The sequence below is a fragment of the Ruegeria sp. HKCCD4315 genome (assembly GCF_013112245.1).
GTDB lineage: Bacteria > Pseudomonadota > Alphaproteobacteria > Rhodobacterales > Rhodobacteraceae > Ruegeria.
Genome location: NZ_WVRN01000002.1, coordinates 69,591 through 89,803 on the forward strand (window position 1 = coordinate 69,591; position 20,213 = coordinate 89,803).

The 20,213-nt window shown below is 57.9% G+C and carries 23 protein-coding genes; 4 read left to right on the forward strand and 19 right to left on the reverse strand.

Features of this window, described 5'->3' with window-relative positions:
- Window positions 1-52: 52 nt before the first annotated feature.
- The 17 genes from ureG to GS646_RS18380 form a co-directional block, all read right to left on the reverse strand.
- Entirely contained in the window at window positions 53-682 is a 630-nt protein-coding gene (gene ureG / locus GS646_RS18300) for an urease accessory protein UreG (protein WP_171187284.1), read from the reverse strand.
- On the reverse strand, window positions 679-1,350 hold the full coding sequence (locus GS646_RS18305) for an urease accessory protein UreF (RefSeq protein ID WP_253746638.1): 672 nt from the start codon (window positions 1,348-1,350) through the stop codon (window positions 679-681). The genes ureG and GS646_RS18305 overlap by 4 nt, the downstream gene beginning before the upstream one ends.
- Window positions 1,316-1,768 (reverse strand): urease accessory protein UreE, encoded by a 453-nt coding sequence (gene ureE / locus GS646_RS18310; protein ID WP_171187287.1) that lies wholly within the window; start codon window positions 1,766-1,768, stop codon window positions 1,316-1,318. Before ureE ends, GS646_RS18305 begins: the two co-directional genes overlap by 35 nt.
- Before the next feature lie 28 nt (window positions 1,769-1,796).
- Entirely contained in the window at window positions 1,797-2,021 is a 225-nt protein-coding gene (locus GS646_RS18315; RefSeq protein ID WP_171647951.1) for a hypothetical protein, read from the reverse strand.
- Between the two features lie 121 nt (window positions 2,022-2,142).
- Window positions 2,143-3,903 (reverse strand): urease subunit alpha, encoded by a 1,761-nt coding sequence (gene ureC, locus GS646_RS18320; RefSeq protein WP_171187291.1) that lies wholly within the window; start codon window positions 3,901-3,903, stop codon window positions 2,143-2,145.
- A complete protein-coding gene (locus tag GS646_RS18325) occupies window positions 3,878-4,210 on the reverse strand; it encodes an urease subunit beta (RefSeq protein ID WP_171187293.1) in 333 nt (110 codons plus the stop codon). The genes ureC and GS646_RS18325 overlap by 26 nt, the downstream gene beginning before the upstream one ends.
- Entirely contained in the window at window positions 4,207-4,368 is a 162-nt protein-coding gene (locus tag GS646_RS18330) for a hypothetical protein (RefSeq protein WP_171095443.1), read from the reverse strand. Before GS646_RS18330 ends, GS646_RS18325 begins: the two co-directional genes overlap by 4 nt.
- A gap of 15 nt (window positions 4,369-4,383) precedes the next feature.
- A complete protein-coding gene (locus GS646_RS18335; protein WP_171647947.1) occupies window positions 4,384-4,686 on the reverse strand; it encodes an urease subunit gamma in 303 nt (100 codons plus the stop codon).
- A 1-nt stretch (window position 4,687) separates the two neighbouring features.
- A complete protein-coding gene (locus GS646_RS18340; protein WP_371732112.1) occupies window positions 4,688-5,539 on the reverse strand; it encodes an urease accessory protein UreD in 852 nt (283 codons plus the stop codon).
- 284 nt (window positions 5,540-5,823) lie between these two features.
- Window positions 5,824-6,666 (reverse strand): fumarylacetoacetate hydrolase family protein, encoded by an 843-nt coding sequence (locus GS646_RS18345; RefSeq protein ID WP_171187295.1) that lies wholly within the window; start codon window positions 6,664-6,666, stop codon window positions 5,824-5,826.
- 16 nt (window positions 6,667-6,682) lie between these two features.
- Window positions 6,683-7,438 (reverse strand): SDR family oxidoreductase, encoded by a 756-nt coding sequence (locus GS646_RS18350; RefSeq protein ID WP_171187297.1) that lies wholly within the window; start codon window positions 7,436-7,438, stop codon window positions 6,683-6,685.
- A 7-nt stretch (window positions 7,439-7,445) separates the two neighbouring features.
- Window positions 7,446-8,948 carry an aldehyde dehydrogenase (NADP(+)) gene (locus GS646_RS18355; protein WP_171187298.1) on the reverse strand — a complete coding sequence of 501 codons (1,503 nt, stop codon included), beginning with the start codon at window positions 8,946-8,948 and terminating at the stop codon, window positions 7,446-7,448.
- 12 nt (window positions 8,949-8,960) lie between these two features.
- A complete protein-coding gene (locus GS646_RS18360; RefSeq protein ID WP_171187300.1) occupies window positions 8,961-10,073 on the reverse strand; it encodes a fumarylacetoacetate hydrolase family protein in 1,113 nt (370 codons plus the stop codon).
- Window position 10,074: 1 nt separating this feature from the next.
- Window positions 10,075-10,905 (reverse strand): amidohydrolase, encoded by an 831-nt coding sequence (locus GS646_RS18365; RefSeq protein WP_171187302.1) that lies wholly within the window; start codon window positions 10,903-10,905, stop codon window positions 10,075-10,077.
- Window positions 10,902-11,330 carry an RbsD/FucU family protein gene (locus GS646_RS18370; RefSeq protein ID WP_171095457.1) on the reverse strand — a complete coding sequence of 143 codons (429 nt, stop codon included), beginning with the start codon at window positions 11,328-11,330 and terminating at the stop codon, window positions 10,902-10,904. The genes GS646_RS18365 and GS646_RS18370 overlap by 4 nt, the downstream gene beginning before the upstream one ends.
- The gene (locus GS646_RS18375; RefSeq protein WP_171095459.1) at window positions 11,320-12,372 is read right to left on the reverse strand and encodes an aldo/keto reductase; all 1,053 of its coding nucleotides are present in this window, start codon (window positions 12,370-12,372) and stop codon (window positions 11,320-11,322) included. The genes GS646_RS18370 and GS646_RS18375 overlap by 11 nt, the downstream gene beginning before the upstream one ends.
- The gene (locus GS646_RS18380) at window positions 12,369-13,106 is read right to left on the reverse strand and encodes a GntR family transcriptional regulator (RefSeq protein ID WP_171095461.1); all 738 of its coding nucleotides are present in this window, start codon (window positions 13,104-13,106) and stop codon (window positions 12,369-12,371) included. Before GS646_RS18380 ends, GS646_RS18375 begins: the two co-directional genes overlap by 4 nt.
- Window positions 13,107-13,190: 84 nt before the next feature.
- Between GS646_RS18380 and GS646_RS18385 the strand changes: the two genes are divergently transcribed.
- Genes GS646_RS18385 through GS646_RS18400 form a run of 4 tightly spaced genes read left to right on the forward strand, consistent with a single transcriptional unit; the run spans window position 13,191 to window position 18,308 of the window.
- Window positions 13,191-14,744: a UxaA family hydrolase gene (locus tag GS646_RS18385; RefSeq protein WP_171187304.1), complete on the forward strand. Its 1,554-nt coding sequence runs from the start codon at window positions 13,191-13,193 to the stop codon at window positions 14,742-14,744.
- Window positions 14,745-14,785: 41 nt separating this feature from the next.
- Window positions 14,786-16,312 carry a sugar ABC transporter ATP-binding protein gene (locus GS646_RS18390; RefSeq protein ID WP_171187306.1) on the forward strand — a complete coding sequence of 509 codons (1,527 nt, stop codon included), beginning with the start codon at window positions 14,786-14,788 and terminating at the stop codon, window positions 16,310-16,312.
- Window positions 16,309-17,316, forward strand: coding sequence for an ABC transporter permease (locus GS646_RS18395; protein WP_171095465.1), 1,008 nt, complete (start codon window positions 16,309-16,311; stop codon window positions 17,314-17,316). Before GS646_RS18390 ends, GS646_RS18395 begins: the two co-directional genes overlap by 4 nt.
- Window positions 17,317-17,363: 47 nt before the next feature.
- Entirely contained in the window at window positions 17,364-18,308 is a 945-nt protein-coding gene (locus GS646_RS18400) for an ABC transporter substrate-binding protein (RefSeq protein ID WP_171187307.1), read from the forward strand.
- Window positions 18,309-18,461: 153 nt separating this feature from the next.
- Here GS646_RS18400 and GS646_RS18405 read toward each other — a convergent pair whose 3' ends face one another.
- Together GS646_RS18405 and GS646_RS18410 are read right to left on the reverse strand one after the other, a co-directional pair.
- Window positions 18,462-19,166, reverse strand: coding sequence for an SDR family NAD(P)-dependent oxidoreductase (locus GS646_RS18405; protein WP_171095469.1), 705 nt, complete (start codon window positions 19,164-19,166; stop codon window positions 18,462-18,464).
- Between the two features lie 3 nt (window positions 19,167-19,169).
- Window positions 19,170-20,087 carry a sugar kinase gene (locus GS646_RS18410; RefSeq protein WP_171187310.1) on the reverse strand — a complete coding sequence of 306 codons (918 nt, stop codon included), beginning with the start codon at window positions 20,085-20,087 and terminating at the stop codon, window positions 19,170-19,172.
- Between the last annotated feature and the right edge of the window lie 126 nt (window positions 20,088-20,213).

Here is a 20,213-nt window from a genome sequence, read left to right on the forward strand (position 1 = left end):
GTATTTCGAGCCGGATTTATGCGTGGACAGTTGTGTTTGTTTGTCACCGGAATTACTTGGCTTTCGAAATCCCCAGACCTCCTCCTTTCACCAGCAGATCCACGATTGCGTCGACCCCATTTCTGTGTCGAAGCGACGAGAACAAGAAAGGTCGTCCTTTACGCATTTTCTTAGCATCACGTTCCATAACCTCCAGCGAAGCGCCAACATGCGGCGCCAGATCGGTTTTGTTGATGATCAGGATGTCCGATTTCGTGATTGCCGGTCCGCCTTTTCTGGGGATTTCCTCACCCGCCGCGACATCGATGACGTAGATGGTTAAATCCGCCAGTTCCGGGCTGAATGTGGCCGACAGATTGTCGCCACCGCTTTCAATCAACACCACGTCGAGATCGGGGTGGCGTGTCTGCATTTCAGCAACGGCCGCCAAATTGATCGAGGCATCTTCGCGAATTGCAGTATGAGGGCAACCGCCGGTTTCAACGCCGATGATCCTGTCCCGCGGCAAAACTTGCATGCGCATCAGTGCCTCGGCGTCTTCCTGCGTGTAAATATCATTGGTGATAACACCCACAGAACAAACATCACGCAGTGCTTCGGACAAAGCAGCGGTCAAAGTGGTTTTTCCGGCTCCGACCGGGCCTCCGATACCGACGCGAAGTGGGCCGTTCATACTGGTCATGTGCGAAAGATCCTCGAATACTGTGTTTCGTGTTTCATGGACGCCAGATCTGCCAGGAACGCGGTAGAGCCCAATTCGTCCAGACTCGCCTTTTGTGCCCTTGCAGCAACCTGAGCGCACAGCGGCGTCAACTGGCGGATCACGCTTTGGGCATCAGTTTGCCCCAGTGGCACGAGGCGAGTTGCACAGGCGACAAGGTTACTTGCGAATGCTTGCAGAAACATCTTGGTTGTTAGCGCAACAGGAAGGTTTTGTAATCTTGCAGCCTGACCGACAGAGACCGGATATGTGAACTGTCCAAGGTCCAGTTCCCAAACGCCCTTCGTGACATTTCCGAATGCCTGACCCAGTAGATCGGTTTCCATAAGCCTTTCGGATGTCGCGCAAAAGGCCCGCGCGATGCTATCGGTATTGATGAGCTCATCTTTGTCCAGCGCATTGTACGCAGCCACCAGAAACAACACGTCATTCCACCCAGAGCCATGTTCAAGCACATCTGAGATCCAGGCTTCGGTATCCCGAGAATTCGCGACAGTTCCCGCGTCAATCGCCGCTTCCAGCCCGTGCGAATAGGCAAACCCCCCGACAGGATAGGCAGGAGACAACCATTGGGTTAGCGTCAGAATGTCAGCGTCAGTGGGTGTGGCCATGGGTCCTGCCGTGGCCATAGGCTCCGCCTTCGGGGGTGAACGGTTCATGCACTTCTTTTACCGATGCGCCAATTTTCAACAGCATGTCCCGGATAACGTGATCGACCTGAATCAAAAGTCGATCCTTTTCGATCTGGCAGGGCGTGTGGCGATTGCCGATATGCCATGCGATACGCGTTAGGTCCGGCGCTTTTACTTCAAGCAACGCTTCGGGTGCGGCCTGTATCTCCACTTCGCGCCCATCATCCAGAACCAATGCGCCGCCGTGGTTCAAAGACGTCGTTTGTGCCAGATCGATAAGGATCTGTTCACCGCTTTCACAGGTCAGAACCTTGCGGCGCAAAAACCGGTCATCGTAAGTCAAAGACAAGCAATCTGCCGGATCGCCATGTGTGTGATCCGAATAACGATGCGCAGTACAGAGCAGGGCGGTCATACCAGTACCTCCTCTGTAGAAGTGTTGGTCAGAGCCAGATTGAATCCGCAAAGACCCGGTGCACGATCCGTTCGCGTGTCAGACCGCGTTTTTTCAATTCCTCGTCGCTGAGCGATTGCAGGAATTCGACTTGCCGGACGCGTGATTGGGCTTCGGCTAGCCTGGTCAGAGCCGAGTAAATCGACGACCCGACGGATGCGATCAAACCGGGCAGCGAAAAGCGCGCGGTCGTATGTGTTGTTGAATGTGCCATTTGGACCCTCGTAAACGTTGGTCCTCCCATGGGGTTTAATATTTGTCATATCGGCCTCACTCAGTAGATAGTGTTTGGTCATTTCCGCCTTGCGCGTGTCGCAACGCAGCACAATTTTTGGTCAGAATAAAAAGTATCGTTGCGCCATTGGCAGCGTTTCGGCGGGTTGGCAGGTCAGCAATTCGCCATCTGCCCGGACCTCGTAGGTTTCCGGGTCGACTTCGACATGAGGCGTCGTGTCGTTCAGCAAAAGACCCTGTTTGCCAATCTCTCGCGTGTTTTGGACGGCGACGGTCTTTTTTGCCAATCCCAGTGTATCACCAAGCCCGTCTGAATAGGCTGCTTGCGAGACAAAAGTGATCGCCGAGTTTTCTACCGATCGCCCATACGCGCCGAACATAGGGCGACTGTAAACTGGCTGCGGCGTAGGGATCGATGCGTTCGGATCCCCCATCTGCGCGCAGGCAATTGTGCCACCCAGCAAAACCATCTCTGGTTTCACCCCGAAGAAAGCAGGATTCCAAAGAACAAGATCAGCGCGTTTACCTTCCTCGATGCTTCCGATTTCGTGACTCAGGCCATGGGCAATGGCTGGGTTGATGGTGTATTTCGCGATGTAACGACGGACGCGAAAATTGTCGTTCTCACCGGTTTCCTCGGGTAGACGCCCGCGCTGCTTCTTCATCTTGTCCGCAGTTTGCCACGTGCGGATCAAGACCTCTCCGACGCGGCCCATGGCCTGACTGTCAGACGCGATGATCGAGAAAGCCCCCATGTCGTGCAGGATATCCTCGGCCGCTATAGTCTCGCGCCGGATGCGGCTTTCGGCAAAGGCCACGTCCTCGGGGATGGATTTGTCGAGATGGTGACAGACCATCAGCATATCCAGATGCTCCTCGACCGTGTTTACGGTGAAGGGCCGCGTAGGATTGGTCGAGGACGGCAGAACGTGATTTTCACCGCAGATCTTGATGATGTCCGGGGCGTGGCCGCCGCCTGCGCCTTCGGTGTGGAACGCATGGATTGTGCGGCCTTTCATGGCGGCTACGGTGTTTTCAACAAAGCCCGATTCATTGAGCGTATCGGTGTGGATCATCACCTGCACGTCCATTGCATCAGCGACCGACAGGCAGCAATCGATGGCGGCGGGGGTCGTACCCCAGTCTTCGTGCAGTTTCAGGGCACAAGCACCGGCTTTGACCTGTTCTTCAAGTGCTGCGGGCAATGAGGTGTTGCCTTTGCCTGCGAAGGCCAGATTCATCGGAAACGCGTCCGCTGCCTGCAACATCCGCCCGATATGCCAGGGGCCGGGTGTGCAGGTGGTCGCCAGTGTCCCATGCGCCGGTCCGGTGCCGCCGCCCAGCATCGTGGTCAGGCCGGAATGCAGCGCGTCTTCGATCTGTTGTGGGCAGATGAAATGGATATGACTGTCGAACCCGCCTGCGGTCAGAATGCGACCCTCGCCCGCGATGATCTCGGTGCCAGGGCCGATGATGATGTCGACGCCGGGCTGCGTATCGGGATTTCCGGCTTTGCCGATCTTGGCGATGCGCCCGTCTTTCAGCCCAACATCCGCTTTGTAGATGCCGGAATGATCGACGATCAGCGCGTTGGTGATCACCGTATCCACCGCCCCTTCGGCGCGTGTGACCTGAGACTGCCCCATCCCGTCACGAATGACCTTGCCGCCACCGAATTTGACCTCTTCGCCATAGACGTCTTCGCGGTGGCCGGTTTCGCTGAAACGCGCAGCTGTTGCGCGCTCGACGATCAGGTCTTTCTCGACCTCGATAATCAGATCGGTATCTGCCAATCGTACTTTGTCGCCGACCGTTGGGCCGAACATGGAGGCATAGTCACTCCGGCTGATCTTGCCCGGCATCTTTCAGAGCCCCCATAATATGTGCATTGAAACCATAGATGTGGCGGCGCCCGTCGTAGGGTACCAGCATAACTTCGCGCGTTTGACCCGGTTCAAATCGCACAGCAGTGCCTGCCGGGATGTCCAATCGCATCCCCAAGGCCACATAACGATCAAAATCCAAGGCAGAGTTCGCTTCGGCAAAATGGTAGTGGCTGCCGACCTGCACCGGTCGATCACCCGTATTGGCGACAACAACAAGACGACTGCTGCGCCCTGCATTGAGCGTCAGTGAACCTTTGGCAGGTATGATCTCGCCAGGAATCATTTCGGAAGCTTCGTGATCACGACCAGTGCGGCCAGCGCGATAACAGCAAGGCCAACGCCCAACGCGGCGTAGTCTGTGGCATGGGCGTGGATATGTGTGTCCGTATGGGCCGCAGCGGGGCCAGCAAGGATCAGGGCGGGGAAAAGCATACGTGTCATAACTGTGGTCCTTTCTTAGCGAATGGGATAGTGGACGGTCACAAGTTTGGTGCCATCGGGGAAAGTGGCCTCGACCTGCACCTCGTGGATCATTTCGGGCACGCCCTCCATGCATTGGTCTCGGGTGATCACTTCGGCCCCGGCCTGCATCATGTCAGCGACAGACCGGCCATCGCGCGCGCCTTCGACCACGGCGTCGGTGATCAGGGCGATGGCCTCGGGGTGGTTCAGTTTGACGCCGCGAGCCAGCCGTTTGCGGGCGACCTCGGCGGCCATGGCGACCAGCAGTTTGTCTTTCTCACGCGGTGTCAGGTTCATGTCAGAGCATCCAGCATCGGGGTAATGTGTCGGTGTTCAGTCGCCGCAGCAGGGGCAACAGGCTTTTGCGGAGGGTGAAACCGTTTTCGGCCAGCAGCCGGATCACCAGCAGGTCGGGCCGGACCAGGCTGGCCCCGGCTGTATCTGGCAACATCTTGCGGATCGGGACCAGTTGGCTTTCGGCGGTGGGGGAGGCAAGCGCGACTAGTGCCATGGCACCCGCGCCATTGGCGATATGGGGTCTGGCCAGATGGGCGGCCAGGTCGCCGGTGAAACGGGTGGCGTCCAGAAACTCCATGACCCCGTCGCGCCTAATCTCGATCCGATCGCTCAGGCGGATGTCGGTCAGTGTCTCGCCCATCGCTGCGCGGCCAAAGATCAAAGGCTCGACTATTAGCGCCGAGGCGTCCTTGGCCAGGTCAATCTGCAAGCGCCGTGTCAACGCGCTGCCATTATACAGGATCGTCTCTTGCGGCAGCCAGTTCAGTCGCGCCTGCGGCCCGACGCTCAGGGTGTTGACGATCCGCGCCGTCTGACCGGGTTTTGCTTTATACGCCCGTTCACAGGCCTGAGTTGTTAGTGTCAGGCCCGTGCCCTCACCGGCGTGGCCCGAAAAGTGGAACGCGTCGCCGCCGGTTACTCCTCCGGCCGTGTTCAAAAGCACCGCATTCAGAAGGGGGTCGTGTCCCCGTGGAAACAGGCATTTGAACGAACCCGCCTGCCGCAGACGATCGATTACGCTGCGCCCCCGAAACAGCTTGGCGGACAGTGTAACCCGCCCTTCGGCGCGCGGCGGCGTCGCATGTGACGCAGGCGGTATGGGGGCGAACTGATTGATGGCTGCGGCTTTCACGTCGTGAACATCAGGCGTATTTCACCGCTTGGGTGTCGAAACTCTATCCGCATGGGCTGTTTTTTGATCAAAGCTCGTCCGGGAAGCTCAATTTTTGAACACACCCGCAGCATGTAGTCTAAAAATTAAGCATTAAGGTCTGTCTCGCTTCAGTCGGGATATGCCGGGCCCGCCCAGTTCGCCGAGGCAAGCAATCGAATGTGATTATGAAAAGACAAAACCCCGAACGCGTGGTCCGGGGTTTACTTGAACGAATGTTTTGGGTGCCGCTGGACGCTTTTGGATTACCCGGCCACAACGTCCTGTCGCTGTACGCCCAAACCTTCGATGCCAAGTTCCATCTTGTCACCGGGTTTCAAATAGGCCTGAGGGTTCTGGCCCATACCAACACCCGGAGGCGTTCCTGTTGAGATCACGTCCCCGGGCTGCAGCGACATGAACTGCGACAGGTGTGAGACCACCGTTGCAACGCCAAAATGCATCGTTTTGGTCGACCCGTCCTGATAGCGGTGCCCGTTCACCTCAAGATACATCGCCAGGTTTTGAGGATCAGGCACTTCGTCACGTGTCACAAGCCAAGGGCCAATCGGGCCGAACGTGTCTGCGGATTTTCCTTTGACCCACTGGCCCGAGCGATGAAGCTGAAAGTCCCGCTCGGACAAATCGTTGACCACGCAGTATCCGGCGACGTGGCTCATGGCTTCGGCCTCGGAGACGTATTTGGCCTCTTTGCCGATGACGACGCCCAGTTCCACCTCCCAGTCGGTTTTGACCGACCCGCGCGGGATTTCGACCGTGTCGTTGGGTCCAATGATGGCAGAGGTGGCCTTGAAGAAAATCACCGGCTCAGCTGGCAATTCCATGCCGCTTTCCGCCGCGTGATCCGCATAGTTCAGACCTATGCAGATGAATTTGCCGACATTGCCAACACAGGGACCTATGCGCGTATCGTCATTCACCGCTGGCAGGCTGTCCACATCGAGTGCACGCAATTTTTCAAGAACGGCGTCGCCAAGAGCGTCGCCCGAAATGTCATTGACCACACCGGATAGATCGCGAACAGAGCCGTCCGACGCTAATATACCCGGTTTCTCGGCCCCCGTTAGGCCGTAACGTAGCAGTCTCATTGCAAGGTCCTTCCGTTTAGATCGTCCAGCCGCCATCAATGGCAAATGGCTGACCCGAGGTGTATTTACTGGCGTCACTGGCCAGGTACAGTGCCAGTTCTGCGATCTCGTCCGCTGTGCCAATTCGGCCCATCGGTTGACGGGCGATGAAATCGGTCATTGCCTTTTCGTAGTCTCCCGTCGCGCGCAACCTGTCATGCAGGCTGGGGCTGTCGACGGTGCCAGGGCAAATCGCGTTGCACCGAATGCCTTGCGTGACGTAATCGGCTGCCACGGATTTTGTCAGGCCAATGACCGCAGCTTTTGACGCGCAATAGGCAAACCGGTTTGGAACGCCTTTGATGGACGATGCGACCGAGGACATATTGATGATCGATCCGCCACCATTTTCCAGCATCCCTGGCAGGGTCAGTCTGATCAGTCTGAACATGGCCTTGACGTTGAGGTCGAAACTGAAATCCCAATCCTTCTCTGGGCACTCAAGAATTGACCCTGCTGCGACGTAGCCCGCGCAGTTAAACAGAACGTCGAGGTGCGGCAGGTCGGCGACGGCGGTTGTCACCGCTTCATTGTCGGTGACATCCAGCTTCAGCGGCTCGATACCCGCAATACTGCCCAGTTCGGCAAGCGAAACATCGTTGATGTCGCTGGCGATCACATGTGCGCCTTCCATTACGAACAGTTCGGCAGTTGCACGGCCGATGCCTTGTCCTGCAGCTGTAATCAGAGCGGTCTTACCTGCAAGTCGGTTGGATGGGTTGAAAGTTGTCATTGGTGCCTCACAGTTTTTCGGGCAGCAAGTCTGTTGGGATGTCCTGATAACAAACCGGCCGCAAGAAACGGCGGATCGACAGAGTTCCCACAGACGTCGCGCCAAAGTTGGTTGAAGCAGGGTAGGGGCCGCCGTGAACCATGCTATCGCAGACTTCGACACCGGTCGGGAAGCTGTTGGCCAGCAGACGACCCGCCTTGCGTTCCAGCAGCGGAAGCAGCGCCTGAGCCTCGGGTTTGTCACCCGCGTCCAGATGCAGCGTGCAGGTCAGTTGCCCTTCGATGGCCCGCGCGATCTGTTGCATTTGCGAGACGTCTTTTACGCGCACGATGATGCCCAATGGGCCAAAAACCTCTTCCTGCAGTTGTTTGTCGGCCAGCCAGTTATCGCCGGAAACAGTGAACAGGTAAGGGGCCGCATCGCGTGTCGCGCAACTGGCGCCCATAATTTGAGAAACACCTGTTCCGGCGGCGACACGCGAAACGCCGTCCCGATAGGCTGCGGCAATACCATCGGTCAGCATTGTCTGGTCAGCGACCGAAGACAGCCCGGTCTGGGCTGCCGACTGAAACGCGTCGGCATCCGGACCGTCAATGATCACAGCGATACCGGGGTTGGTGCAGAACTGACCGGCACCCATCGTCAGCGAAGCCGCCCAGCCTGTGCCGATCTGAGCCCCACGTGCAGCCGCAGCTTGTGGCAGAATGAACATTGGATTGACCGAACCCAGTTCACCAAAGAATGGGATGGGTTCGTCCCGTTGTGCGCACAGATCGAACAACGCCCGTCCACCTGCAAGGCTGCCAGTAAAGCCCACCGCCCGGATCAGCGGATGCTGCACCAAACGCGTGCCCACATCGCGTTTGCCGCCTTGAACAAGTGAAAACACTCCGGGATGAACCCCTGTTGCTTTGATGGCCGCGTCAATGGCCTGAGCCACGATCTCGCCTGTGCCTGGATGGGCCGAATGGCCTTTGACGACAACGGGGCATCCGGCGGCAATTGCCGCGGCGGTATCGCCCCCGGAAACCGAGAAAGCCAACGGGAAGTTCGACGCGCCGAACACCGCAACAGGACCCAGCGGGCGCTGGATCATCCGCAGATCGGGGCGGGGCAAGGGCGCGCGATCCGGCATGGCCGGGTCATGGCGCATGTCCAGATAGTCGCCCGCTTCGATGTGATCGGCAAAGAGACGCAGCTGGCCGACGGTACGGCCACGCTCACCCTGCAGACGCGCTTCGGGCAGGCCAGTTTCCTGAGTGCCAATCTCGGTGATCGCATCCCCGCGCGCGTCGATCTCATCTGCGATCTTGCGTAGCAGCGCGGCGCGCTCGGATCGCGAGGACCACCCGAATGTGGCAAACGCCGCCTCGGCCGCTTCTACTGCGCTATCGACCAATGCCGCTGTCCCGACAGAAAAGTCGTGGCTTGGTCCATGCGCGGGTTCGGACGCAAAAGTCGCATCTGAGCCGACCCATTCGCCAGCGATCAGGTGTTTTCCAGTCAACATGTTCGTTCTCACTTAAAGCAGGCCGCGATGGGCAAGGTTTCGCATCAGGTGTGACGCCCCAAAGGTCCATTTGGGGCATTCGGTCGACAGGCGCACAGTGTTTGTCAGCGCCCCAAGTTGTGCATTGGCGATGGTTACGACGTCGCCAAGTTTGTGTGTGAATCCACCGCCCGGAGTATCCCTGTCCTGGGTCGGAGCAAAGAGCGTGCCGAGAAACAGCATCAACCCATCAGGATATTGGTGGTGACGTCCGATTGTCTGCTCCACAAGATCGGCAGGATCGCGGCTGATCTGGGACATGGATGAGCTGCCGTTCAGGACAAACCCATCCGGTCCGGTGACGGTCAGCGTCAGTTCGGCTTGCCGTACATCGTCCAGTGTGAACCCATCATCGAACAATCGGATCATCGGCCCGATCGCGCAAGAGGCATTGTTGTCCTTGGCTTTGCTCAGCAACAGAGCTGAACGCCCTTCGACGTCGCGCAGGTTCACATCGTTGCCCAGCGTTGCGCCTTTGATCTCACCCCGTGAGGTAACGGCCAGAACAATTTCGGGTTCGGGGTTGTTCCATGTCGAGATCGGGTGAAGCCCGATTTCTGCACCGAACCCGACTGATGAAAGGACCTGCGCCTTGGAAAAAACCTCGGCATCGGGGCCGATCCCGACTTCAAGGTACTGACTCCAGAGACTTTCGGCGATCAGTGCTTCTTTGACCTCTGCCGCCGCGTCCGATCCCGGAACAATGTTCGAGAGGCTGTCCCCGATCCGGCCCCCGATGCGCGCCCGGATCGCGTCAGCTTTGGCGGGATCGCCTGCAGCCTGTTCTTCAATCACACGTTCGACCATGGATCCGGCAAATGTGACACCGCAGGCTTTAACCGCTTGCAGATCACACGGTGCGAGCCATTGGTGGTCGGCGTCTAATGGGCCGATATCTTCACCTTGGGCGTTGCGCACGTAATCCGCTGCGTCTTCGCGTTCCAGAATGTCTCGGACGGTTGGAGCCGTTTTAGATGTGATATCGACAACCCGACCATTACGCAGTGTTACCACGCTGGGGCCGACCCCGGCACGCTCAATACGGCCGAGCCACAGCCCGTTGGAATCCAATGTGGATATGGTCATTTCAATCCCTGAGGTTATAGGCGCGGGCGGCATTGCCACCCATGATCGCCTGGCGTTCTGTGCTGTTTAGCTGGTTCAGCAACGTGTCGGTTGTCTCACACCAGCGCTCGTAACTGCTGGCCAATTTGCAAACCGGCCAGTCGCTGCCCCAAATCAGACGCGACGGGCCGAAGGTGTTAAGTAGGTGATCCACGTAGGGACGCAGATCTTCAACAGTCCAGTCTGTGGAAGCCTCAGTCACGAGGCCGGACAGCTTGCACCACGCACTGGTCTCTCGGGCCAATGTCGACATGTCTTCGGACCAGCCGTCCAAGATCGCGTCTTTGATCAAAGGTTTTGAGCCATGGTCCATTACCGCACTCATATCGGGGTGGCGCTGAAGAAGTTGTCTGAGCGGGACCAGATGTTGGGGTAAGGTCAGTGCATCGAATGTCAGGTCGTACTGCTGAACCGCTTCAAAAGCTGGTGTAAGCCCATCGCCAAGCATCCAAAGAGGGTCAGCAATGTCCTGTATCATCGGACGAAGACCAACCAGTGCCGGGTGAACGGCCAAGGCAGCAATCTGCGCGTCCACATCAGCGGCTTCAAAATCGACCCAGCCCACAACACCTTTGATGAACGCATGCTGGTCGGCCAGAGCGAGCATATATTCGGTCTCGGCCACTGTGGGTGCCGCCTGGACAAGGACCGTGCCATCAATCTCGGCAGCTTTTAGCAGCGGTATTAGATCGTCCGGCGTAAAATCCCGGTAGATCGCGTCCAGATCAGGCGTCAACCAGCCATAGTCGCCACGCGCCAAAGCCCAGAAATGCTGATGCGCATCGATCTTCATCCGATCACACCCTTTTTCAGGATGATGTTGCCGTAAAGCCTGCGTTCGCCTGTCTGAACAATGGCAAAAGCGTTCGCTGCCCGCGCGTAGAAAGCAAACCGTTCCAGCCCCTGTACTTTGGTTGGGTTGTCGGCGGTTGCGTCTATGATGCGCTGAAAGTCCGCGACTGCGTCAGGAATTGCCTTGGGGTCGCCCACAACCTGCATGCTCAACGCCGGATCAGGTACGAAAGTATCCAACGGCATCACGGATAAAACAGCTTGCAGCACTTCACTGGCCGAAGACCCATCGGCCCGGATGCAGTCCGGTCCGCTGCTGGAGCCGGGGAAATTCGCATCTGCAATAACGATCTCGTCCCCGTGGCCCATGGCCCTGAGGGTATAAAGAAGTTCCGGTGAAAGGATCGGGTCGATGTTACGCAGCATTTGCAGCCTCGCTTGGCAGGGGCGCGTCTGAACGGATCAGGCCCTCGGACCGCAGATCCGACCACAGGCCGGGGGGAATGTCGCGCTCCATCAATGCGACGTTGGATTGGACTTCGGATGCGTTAACGGCCCCCGGTACCACGGTTTTGACGCAAGGATGACCCAGAACAAATTGCAACGCCGCGGCGATCAGCGGAGTATCGTGCGCCGCGCAAACGGCTTCGATCTTGCGTACCCGCTCGAGTATATCCTCGGGCGCGTCGGCGTAGTTGTATTTGGCACCTGGTACAGCTCCGGTCGCGAGAATGCCCGAATTGTAAGGTCCTCCAAGGATAATGCCGACATCGCGCTGCTCACAAAGTGGCAGGAAACTGTCGAGGGCTTCCTGTTCCAGCAGTGTGTAGCGCCCGGCCAGCAGGAAGCCGTCGAAATCCCCGAGTCCAAGCAGTTTTTCGCAAACCTGCCATTCGTTTACGCCCGCCCCAATTGCAGCGATTTCACCTGCATCGCGCAACTCGGTCAAAGCCTTGTAACCGCCGCCATCAAAAAGCTCGCGGACCTTGGCATCAGACACTTCCTGACTGCCTTGACTGAAGACACAGACATCATGGACCAGAAGAATGTCAGAGTTGGCCACGCCAATTCTGTCGCGGCTGGCCTCGTAAGATCGCATGACCCCGTCGTAAGTGTAGTCGAACACGATCCGTTTCTGCGGCACATCGACGAAAGCTTCGGGTGTCACTTCATGCGGTTCGCAATCCAAAAGCAGCCGGCCAATTTTGGTCGACAGTTGAATGTTTTCGCGACCAAACCGGCTAATCGCCTGCCCAAACCGTTGCTCTGACCGACCAAGCCCATATTGGGGCGCGGTATCGAAAAACCGGATGCCGGCGTCATAAGCGGCCTGCAATGCCGCCTGCGCGTCCTCATCCGAGACTTTGCGATACAGGTTTCCCAACGGCGCCCCGCCAAACCCCATGCGGGTCAATGGAACAGGCCGCGCGGTCCGATTGTTCAGCAATTCTGTCTGAGAAACTGTCATCCTGCCTCACTGTGCAGTTGTGGTGTAAGGTTGAACAAATGAGGCTTTTGCTGTTCCAGCAGTTCGATGCGTGGCATCAATTGTCCAAGGTGGGTGCGCATAGCATCCTGCGCAGCCTGTTCATCGCGATTGCTGATTGCCTCGAAAATGGCCCGATGCTCTGCCAAAGTCTCGGCGATCCGGCCGGGGGTGGGCAGCAGCAGCATACGAGCGCGACTGACCTGCAAGGAAACGGTTTGGGCCACATCCGCGAGGCGACGAAAGCCAGTGAATTCCATCAGCAGGCCGTGGAACTCTTCATCGGCCTGATAAAAGCCCGGTATATCCTCGTCCTCGATCAGCAGTTCCTGAAGGCGCATATTGCGGCTTAGTCTTTTGCGCTGATCGTCGGTCAGGTCGCGGGCAACCTTTGCAACGGTCGCAAGTTCCAGCGCTTCGCGGAGGAAGACGCCTTCGCGGATTTCATCCATCGAAAAGTAGGACACACGGGTGCCCGATTGCGGCACCACATCCACCAACCCTTCCGACGCCAGACGTGCAATCGCGTCGGCCACAGGCGCGCGCGAAACACCCAGCCTTTCACACACGGGTGCCTTCCTGAGATTCGCGCCGGGTGGAAAATCCAGCGATAGAATCGCCTGTTTCAGTGAGTGGTGAACACGCTGCGCAAGCGGCCCTTCGATTGTCGTGATCTCAGGCAGCAGTGCAGCGTTTATGTCTTGTTGCTTGCTCATGTTTTGTAATTTAGCATTCTAACATGTTAGTTGACAAGTAGTGAATTTGAGATTAGCAACATGGGCCAAGCAAGCGGGGAAAAGATGCAAGCACATAGCGGCATAAGTGTTTTGGAAGGGGCGACGCGCGATGTCGTGAAGCTCAACCCGCGAGACAATGTTGTCATTGCATTGCGCGATCTGAACGCAGGCGAGCAGCCCGCATTGGTTCCCGTGCCGCTGACCGCATCAGTCTCTCGTGGTCACAAGATCGCCGTGGTCTCAATTCAAGCCGGGGAAAATATCATTCGTTACGGTCAGATTATCGGTCAGGCCAAGTGCGATATCGCGCCGGGCGAGCATATCCATGTGCACAACCTCGGCATGGGGGCGCATCAGCAGGACTATGCGCACGCAAGCGCCAACGCTCCGCTGCCTGCCTTGACCGAAGAGCGGACGTTCGACGGTTACCACAGGTCCGACGGCAAAGTGGGCACTCGCAATTACATCGGGATTCTGACCACCGTGAATTGCTCGGGGTCTGTGGCGCGTTTCATTGCCGAGGCGGCGGAAAAATCCGGGCTGTTGGACAGCTTTCCCAATGTTGACGGTGTGGTCCCAATTGTGCACGGAACCGGCTGCGGCATGTCCGCCAGCGATGAAGGCTATGCCACCCTGTTCCGGACGCTGGCCGGGTATGCGCAGCATCCGAATTTCGCAGGCATTCTGCTGATTGGTCTGGGGTGTGAGGTCATGCAAGTGGCCGACCTTGTCGGCGGGCGACCAATCCGCGCTGACGGCGCCCTGCGTTACATGACGATTCAGAACGAGGGCGGAACCCGGCGAACCATCGAACGGGGGCTGGAGGAGCTGCGCGGTATCGCCGAGTTGGCTGATCAGGCCGAACGCGCGCCTGCGCCGATCAGTGCCATCACGGTGGGTATGCAGTGTGGGGGATCGGACGGGTATTCAGGGATAACGGCAAACCCGGCTTTGGGATACGCCTCGGATCTGCTGGTGCGCCACGGCGGTACAACGATCTTGTCTGAAACCTCGGAAATCTACGGGGCAGAGCACTTGCTGACGCGCCGTGCTGAGACCGTGGAGGTCGGTGAAAAGCTGATCGACCGCATCCACTGGTGGGAGGATTACACCGCCCGCAACGGTGGTGAGATGGACAACAATCCAAGCCCTGGCAACAAGCGCGGTGGCCTCACGACCATATTGGAGAAATCGCTGGGGGCGGTCGCCAAAGGGGGCACAGCCCCTCTGCGCGACGTCTATAAATTTGGTGAGAGGGTGGACAAACACGGGTTCGTTTTCATGGACAGCCCCGGTTTTGATCCCTGTTCGGTTACCGGCCAAGTCGCTTCGGGCGCGAACCTGATTGTGTTCACCACCGGGCGCGGCTCGGTTTCAGGGTACCAACCAACGCCCTGTATCAAGCTGGCCACCAATTCCGAAATGTACGCGCGCATGTCCGAGGACATGGACCTGAACTGCGGTGACGTCGTGACCGACGGGATCAGCATCGAGGCCAAGGGCGAAGAGCTGTTCGAAATGCTCATCCGCGTCGCCTCGGGTCAGAAAACCAAAAGCGAGGAACTTGGCTTTGGGGGCGTTGAATTCGTCCCCTGGCAAATCGGCGCGGTGATGTAGTGCGCGCTGGGCCCAAGGGAGAGGGGCACATGGGAGGGCAAATGCAAAAATTGGTCGAAATGACGGGGATTGATAAATTCTTCCCCGGCGTGCACGCGCTGAAATCCGTGCAATTCGATCTTGAACCGGGCGAAGTTCACGCGCTGATGGGTGAGAACGGTGCCGGTAAGAGTACGCTGATGAAGATCTTGTCGGGTATTTATCAGCGTGATGGCGGGACGCTGAAGATCGAAGGGCGCGACGTCAGCCCGACAACCCCGCGCGAAGCGCAGGATCTGGGCATCGGGATCATCCATCAGGAACTGAGCTTGATGAACGATTTGACCGTCGCTCAGAACATCTTTATCGGGCGCGAACCGCGCAAAAGCTTTGGTCGTTTGGACGAGGCTGCGCTGAATGCGCAGACCGCCGAAATCTTTGCTTCGATGAACCTCAGCCTTGATCCAAAGGCGTTGGTGGGCAGTCTGACCATCGCGAAACAGCAGATGGTCGAGATCGCCAAGGCACTGTCCTTTCGGTCCAAGGTGCTGATCATGGACGAGCCCACGGCTGCCCTGAATGACGCCGAGATTGCTGAGTTGTTCGTGATCATCCGCCGCCTCAAGGCCGAGGGCGTGGGCGTAGTCTACATCAGCCACAAGATGGACGAGCTCAAGCAGATCTCGGATCGCGTAACGGTCATGCGCGATGGGGAATATGTCGGAACAGTAGGGGCCGCTGAAACCCCGATCAGCCAGATCATCGCCATGATGGTGGGCCGTGAGGTTAAGGAAGAACCGCTGGACGTGCCCGATCTGGGTGATGCTGAGATGTCTCTGGAGGTCACCGGGCTGAGCCGGAGCAACGAAATTCAGGATGTCAGCTTCTCGGTCCAAAAGGGCGAAATTCTGGGCTTTGCCGGTCTGATGGGCGCAGGTCGTACAGAGGTTGCACGGGCTATCTTCGGGGCCGATCCCAAGGATAGCGGCGAAATTCGGGTACATGGTCAGGTGGTGTCGATTAAGTCACCAACTGACGCCGTCAAAGCGGGGATCGGATACCTGTCCGAGGATCGAAAGCATTTCGGCCTCGCCACCGGCATGAACGTGCGCGACAACATAGCACTTGCCTCGATGGACTTGTTCACGGGCGCAGGCGGGGTTCTGCACGATGGTGAAATCAGCGACACCGCCAAAAGCTACATCCAGCAATTGGGCATTCGAACGCCGTCGGATGTGCAGGAAGTTCGACTGCTGTCAGGCGGGAACCAACAGAAGGTTGTCATCGCCAAATGGCTGCTGCGCGACTGCGACATACTGATCTTTGACGAGCCGACCCGCGGCATCGACGTTGGCGCGAAATCTGAAATCTACAAGCTGCTGGAAGAACTGGCGGGGCAGGGCAAGACGATCATCGTGATCTCATCCGAACTGCCCGAGATCATGCGCCTCAGCCATCGCATCGCCGTGATGTGCGAGGGGCGGCTGACCGGGATACTGCCCGGCGGAAAAGACACCACTCAAGAAGACATCATGCATCTGGCCACGCAACGTACCGCGGCGATGCAGGTAACAGGGACAGTTCAATGACCACAGCAACCGATATCGAAAAGAAAAAGCCACTGGCGGGGCTTGCGGACAGCGGCGCCTATCAAAAGCTGTTGGCTTTCGCCAGTCTGATTGTGCTGCTGATCGGGTTCTCAATCGCATCACCCAACTTCATGCAGACATCGAACATGATCGCCATTCTGCAGGCGACGTCGGTCAACGGGGTTCTGGCCGTCGCGGCAACGTTGGTCATCATTACCGGAGGAATTGACCTGTCCGTCGGAACGCTGATGACGTTCTGCGCAGTCATAGCTGGCGTGGTTTTGACCTATCTCGGGATGCCGCTGCTGTTGGGTGTTATTGCAGCAATTGCAGCAGGCGCATTTTGTGGGCTGTGTTCCGGCACTTTCGTCGCCAAGATGAAGATCCCGCCCTTCATCGCCACGTTGGGGATGATGCTGATCCTCAAAGGTCTGTCACTGGTGATTTCGGGGACGCGACCAATCTACTTCAACGACACGCCGGGCTTTGACCAGATTTCGCGCGGGTCACTGATCGGAGAGGTCTTTCCATCGCTGCCCATTCCCAACGGTGTGCTGATCCTGTTTCTGGTGGCCATTGCAGCGTCTTACATTCTGGGTCGCACGGTTCTGGGTCGCTACACCTTTGCGCTGGGCTCTAACGAAGAAGCGGTGCGCCTGTCCGGCGTGAACACCGACATGTGGAAGATGCGCATTTACGCCCTGGCCGGAGCGATCTGCGGCATCGCCGGTATCCTGATCGCCTCGCGTCTGAATTCAGCGCAGCCGGCACTTGGGCTGGGTTACGAGCTGGAGGCGATTGCAGCCGTGGTCATCGGCGGTACGTCTTTGTCCGGCGGGCGCGGGACCATCCTGGGGACGCTGATTGGCGCCTTGATCATGGCCGTGCTGACCAACGGGTTGCGCGTACTGTCCGTCGCGCAGGAATGGCAGACCGTTGTGACCGGAGCAATCATCATCCTGGCCGTCTACGCCGATATGGCGCGACGCAAGAAATCGGGGTGACCAAACAACTAAACAAAAGGCCAAAACGACCAACTGGAGGAGAAAACATGTTTTCACGTCGTTTCATTCTGGGTGCGCTGAGCGCGGCCACCCTGGCAGGACCCGCCTCGATGGCGGCAGCCGAAGAAATCTACATCCCACTGGTGTCCAAAGGTTTCCAGCATCAGTTCTGGCAAGCGGTGAAGTCGGGCGCGGAACAGGCGGCAGATGAGTTTGACGTCACAATCACCTTCGAAGGCCCGGATAACGAGACCATGGTGGACCGCCAGATCGACATGTTGGCCGCAGCTTTGGCGAATAACCCCAAGGCTATTGGTTTTGCCGCTCTGGACAGTCAAGCCGCGATCCCGCTTTTGAAACAGGCCAACGATAAGGGCATTCCGGTCATCGCTTTTGACAGCGGTGTAGACAGCGACATTCCGCTTTCAACTGCGACGACGGATAACCTAGCGGCAGCCGGGCTGGCCGCAGACAAGATGGCCGAAAAAATCGGTGGCAAAGGTAAGGTGGCGGTTGTCGCCCATGATCAGACCAGCCGTACCGGGATCGATCGCCGCGACGGCTTCGTCAATCGCATGGCTGAGAAGTACCCGGATATCGAAGTTGTGACGGTTCAATACGGCCAGGGCGACCACCTGAAGTCGACCGAAGTCACCAAAGCAATTCTGACGGCAAACCCTGATCTGAATGGAATCTTTGGCACCAACGAAGGCTCGGCCATCGGTGTGGTAAACGGCGTTCAGGAACTGGGCACCGAAGGTCTGGTGATTATTGGCTATGACAGCGGCAAAGCCCAGAAAGACGCAATCAAGAGCGGCCTGATGGCGGGTGCAATCACGCAAAACCCGGTGGGTATCGGATATGAAACGGTGAAGGCAGCGGTTGCGGCCCTGAACGGAGAAGAGGTTCCGGCGCTGATCGACACAGGCTTCTACTACTACGACGCCTCAAACATTGACGACCCGAAGATCTCGGCCGTTTTGTACGACTAAGCAGAACCACTCACTTTGTCCGGCCTGCCTGTTTAGGTGGGCCGGAGCGAGGCTCTAAAATACCGTTTGCGAACGAACTATAAAAGGGCAATTGAAAGATCACTTCGATCGTCAGCATGGTCTAACGCTGGGATGACTCAGCGGCACAGATCATCACATCGCAGAATAGCCGCCGTCTACGGGATATACGGCACCGGTTACGAAAGCGGCTTCATCCGACAGCAACCACGCTGCCAAGGCTCCGACCTCAGCAGGTTTACCCCAACGGTCCAGCGGTGTACGGCCCAGGATCGGCTGGTTGCGGGCCGGATCGGCACGTAGGGCTTCGGTCATTTCCGTTTCGATCCATCCCGGTGCTACGGCGTTGACGCGGATGCTGTCAGCGGCCCATTTTCCGGCAAGCGCTTTGGTTAATTGCGCCACACCGCCTTTAGACGCTGAATAGGCCGGAACAAGGGGCCCGCCGAAATAGCTGAGCATCGATGCGGTGTTCACGATTGACCCACCCGACGCAGCCAACAAAGGATGCGCAGCCAGGCAGCAGCGCATGGTGCCGGTAAGGTTAATGTCGATCACCTTCTCGAAGGTTTCGAGATCATATTCAGCGCCTCGCGCCAGTATTCCGGCGCAGTTCACCAATCCGTCCAAGCGCTGCATATTGGTAAAGAAGGTGTTCACGGCAATGGTGTCGCGTACATCAAGCTGCGTGCAGGTGTCATTTGGATTCAGCTTCGCGTGGCGGCTCACTTCGTCTGCACCAACGCCCGTAGCTGTGATACGCCACCCCTTTTGTCGCAACGTGTCAGCGATCCCGGCGCCTATCCCGCGCGTTCCACCAATGACAACAGCGTGTTTCATGGGTCAGTCCCCTTCGGCCAAAAACGCCTCGACCGCGTCCTTGTACGGCATCGGAGCAACCGCGCCATATCCTTGGGTCGAAAGGGCAGCAGCGGCGTTCGCGTAGCGGGCCGAGGTGAATGGGTCGTCTCCGGCAACAATACGCGACAGGAAAGCCCCGTCAAAGGTATCGCCAGCAGCGGTGGCATCCACAGCTTCGACCCGGCGGCCTTTGACGCGCTCGCGTTTATTCGGGGTGGCCACCAATGTGCCCTCTGCCCCAAGGGTCAAGGCGACGATATTTGCGCCAAGGCTCAGGTAGAAATCTACTATGGCATCCGGGTCAGACAGCCCGGTCAGCTGCTCTGCGTCATCCAAACCTGGAAGCGCAATATCGCATTGCGCCATCGCCGCATGGGTCACGGCGCGGGCGCGCTCGATCGGCCAAAGTTTCAGGCGCAGGTTGGTGTCGTACGAGACCAGACCACCGGCTTCTTTCACTATCTTGATGGCGGCGAACACGGCATCGGCGGCAACGTCCGAAATCGCCTGGCTGATGCCCGAAACATGCAGGATTTTTGCCGACTGCAAGGCCTTGACGGGCAGGTCTTCTGCTTTCATCCGGCTACTGGCGGAACCAGCCCGGAAATAACTGAATTCGTGCCCATTCGCGCCGTGGGTCACAAAGTAAACGCCGGTATGGGCGTCTGTCACTTGGCGTACGGTTGAAGTGCCGATGCCTTCCGCCTTCCACAGATCCATGAATGAATTGCCGAACGTATCGGCTCCGAGATGTGTCACAAAGCCGACGGACGCGCCTTGGCGGGCTGCAGCGACGGCACAGTTCGACGTGTCGCCGCCATGTCCGGGCAGGTAATTCCCGTCGGGCTGCGGGTTGAACTCCAGCATCGGTTCGCCAAGGCATAGAATATCGGGGGTCATGGTCGTCTCGTTCTCAAAAAGGGTCAGTCCGGTCGGGCCGACCAAGGCGTTAGGGAGGATTATTCGGTCGGATAACTTTCGCCAATACCCGGACTCTTCCCGGTGCGGAAATTCGCGATTACAGGG

Bases quoted from the DNA above. Each gene is read 5' to 3' on its own strand.
- ureC (WP_171187291.1), bottom strand. From the start codon at position 3,903: ATGCCGGGCAAGATCAGCCGGAGTGACTATGCCTCCATGTTCGGCCCA.
- GS646_RS18395 (WP_171095465.1), top strand. From the start codon at position 16,309: ATGACCACAGCAACCGATATCGAAAAGAAAAAGCCACTGGCGGGGCTT.
- GS646_RS18345 (WP_171187295.1), bottom strand. From the start codon at position 6,666: ATGAGACTGCTACGTTACGGCCTAACGGGGGCCGAGAAACCGGGTATA.
- ureE (WP_171187287.1), bottom strand. From the start codon at position 1,768: ATGACCGCCCTGCTCTGTACTGCGCATCGTTATTCGGATCACACACAT.
- GS646_RS18370 (WP_171095457.1), bottom strand. From the start codon at position 11,330: ATGCTGCGTAACATCGACCCGATCCTTTCACCGGAACTTCTTTATACC.
- GS646_RS18355 (WP_171187298.1), bottom strand. From the start codon at position 8,948: ATGTTGACTGGAAAACACCTGATCGCTGGCGAATGGGTCGGCTCAGAT.
- GS646_RS18360 (WP_171187300.1), bottom strand. From the start codon at position 10,073: ATGACCATATCCACATTGGATTCCAACGGGCTGTGGCTCGGCCGTATT.
- GS646_RS18405 (WP_171095469.1), bottom strand. From the start codon at position 19,166: ATGAAACACGCTGTTGTCATTGGTGGAACGCGCGGGATAGGCGCCGGG.
- GS646_RS18410 (WP_171187310.1), bottom strand. From the start codon at position 20,087: ATGACCCCCGATATTCTATGCCTTGGCGAACCGATGCTGGAGTTCAAC.
- GS646_RS18330 (WP_171095443.1), bottom strand. From the start codon at position 4,368: ATGACACGTATGCTTTTCCCCGCCCTGATCCTTGCTGGCCCCGCTGCG.
- GS646_RS18305 (WP_253746638.1), bottom strand. From the start codon at position 1,350: ATGGCCACGGCAGGACCCATGGCCACACCCACTGACGCTGACATTCTG.
- GS646_RS18365 (WP_171187302.1), bottom strand. From the start codon at position 10,905: ATGAAGATCGATGCGCATCAGCATTTCTGGGCTTTGGCGCGTGGCGAC.
- GS646_RS18400 (WP_171187307.1), top strand. From the start codon at position 17,364: ATGTTTTCACGTCGTTTCATTCTGGGTGCGCTGAGCGCGGCCACCCTG.
- GS646_RS18385 (WP_171187304.1), top strand. From the start codon at position 13,191: ATGCAAGCACATAGCGGCATAAGTGTTTTGGAAGGGGCGACGCGCGAT.
- GS646_RS18380 (WP_171095461.1), bottom strand. From the start codon at position 13,106: ATGAGCAAGCAACAAGACATAAACGCTGCACTGCTGCCTGAGATCACG.
- GS646_RS18315 (WP_171647951.1), bottom strand. From the start codon at position 2,021: ATGGCACATTCAACAACACATACGACCGCGCGCTTTTCGCTGCCCGGT.
- GS646_RS18350 (WP_171187297.1), bottom strand. From the start codon at position 7,438: ATGACAACTTTCAACCCATCCAACCGACTTGCAGGTAAGACCGCTCTG.
- GS646_RS18325 (WP_171187293.1), bottom strand. From the start codon at position 4,210: ATGATTCCTGGCGAGATCATACCTGCCAAAGGTTCACTGACGCTCAAT.
- ureG (WP_171187284.1), bottom strand. From the start codon at position 682: ATGACCAGTATGAACGGCCCACTTCGCGTCGGTATCGGAGGCCCGGTC.
- GS646_RS18335 (WP_171647947.1), bottom strand. From the start codon at position 4,686: ATGAACCTGACACCGCGTGAGAAAGACAAACTGCTGGTCGCCATGGCC.
- GS646_RS18375 (WP_171095459.1), bottom strand. From the start codon at position 12,372: ATGACAGTTTCTCAGACAGAATTGCTGAACAATCGGACCGCGCGGCCT.
- GS646_RS18390 (WP_171187306.1), top strand. From the start codon at position 14,786: ATGCAAAAATTGGTCGAAATGACGGGGATTGATAAATTCTTCCCCGGC.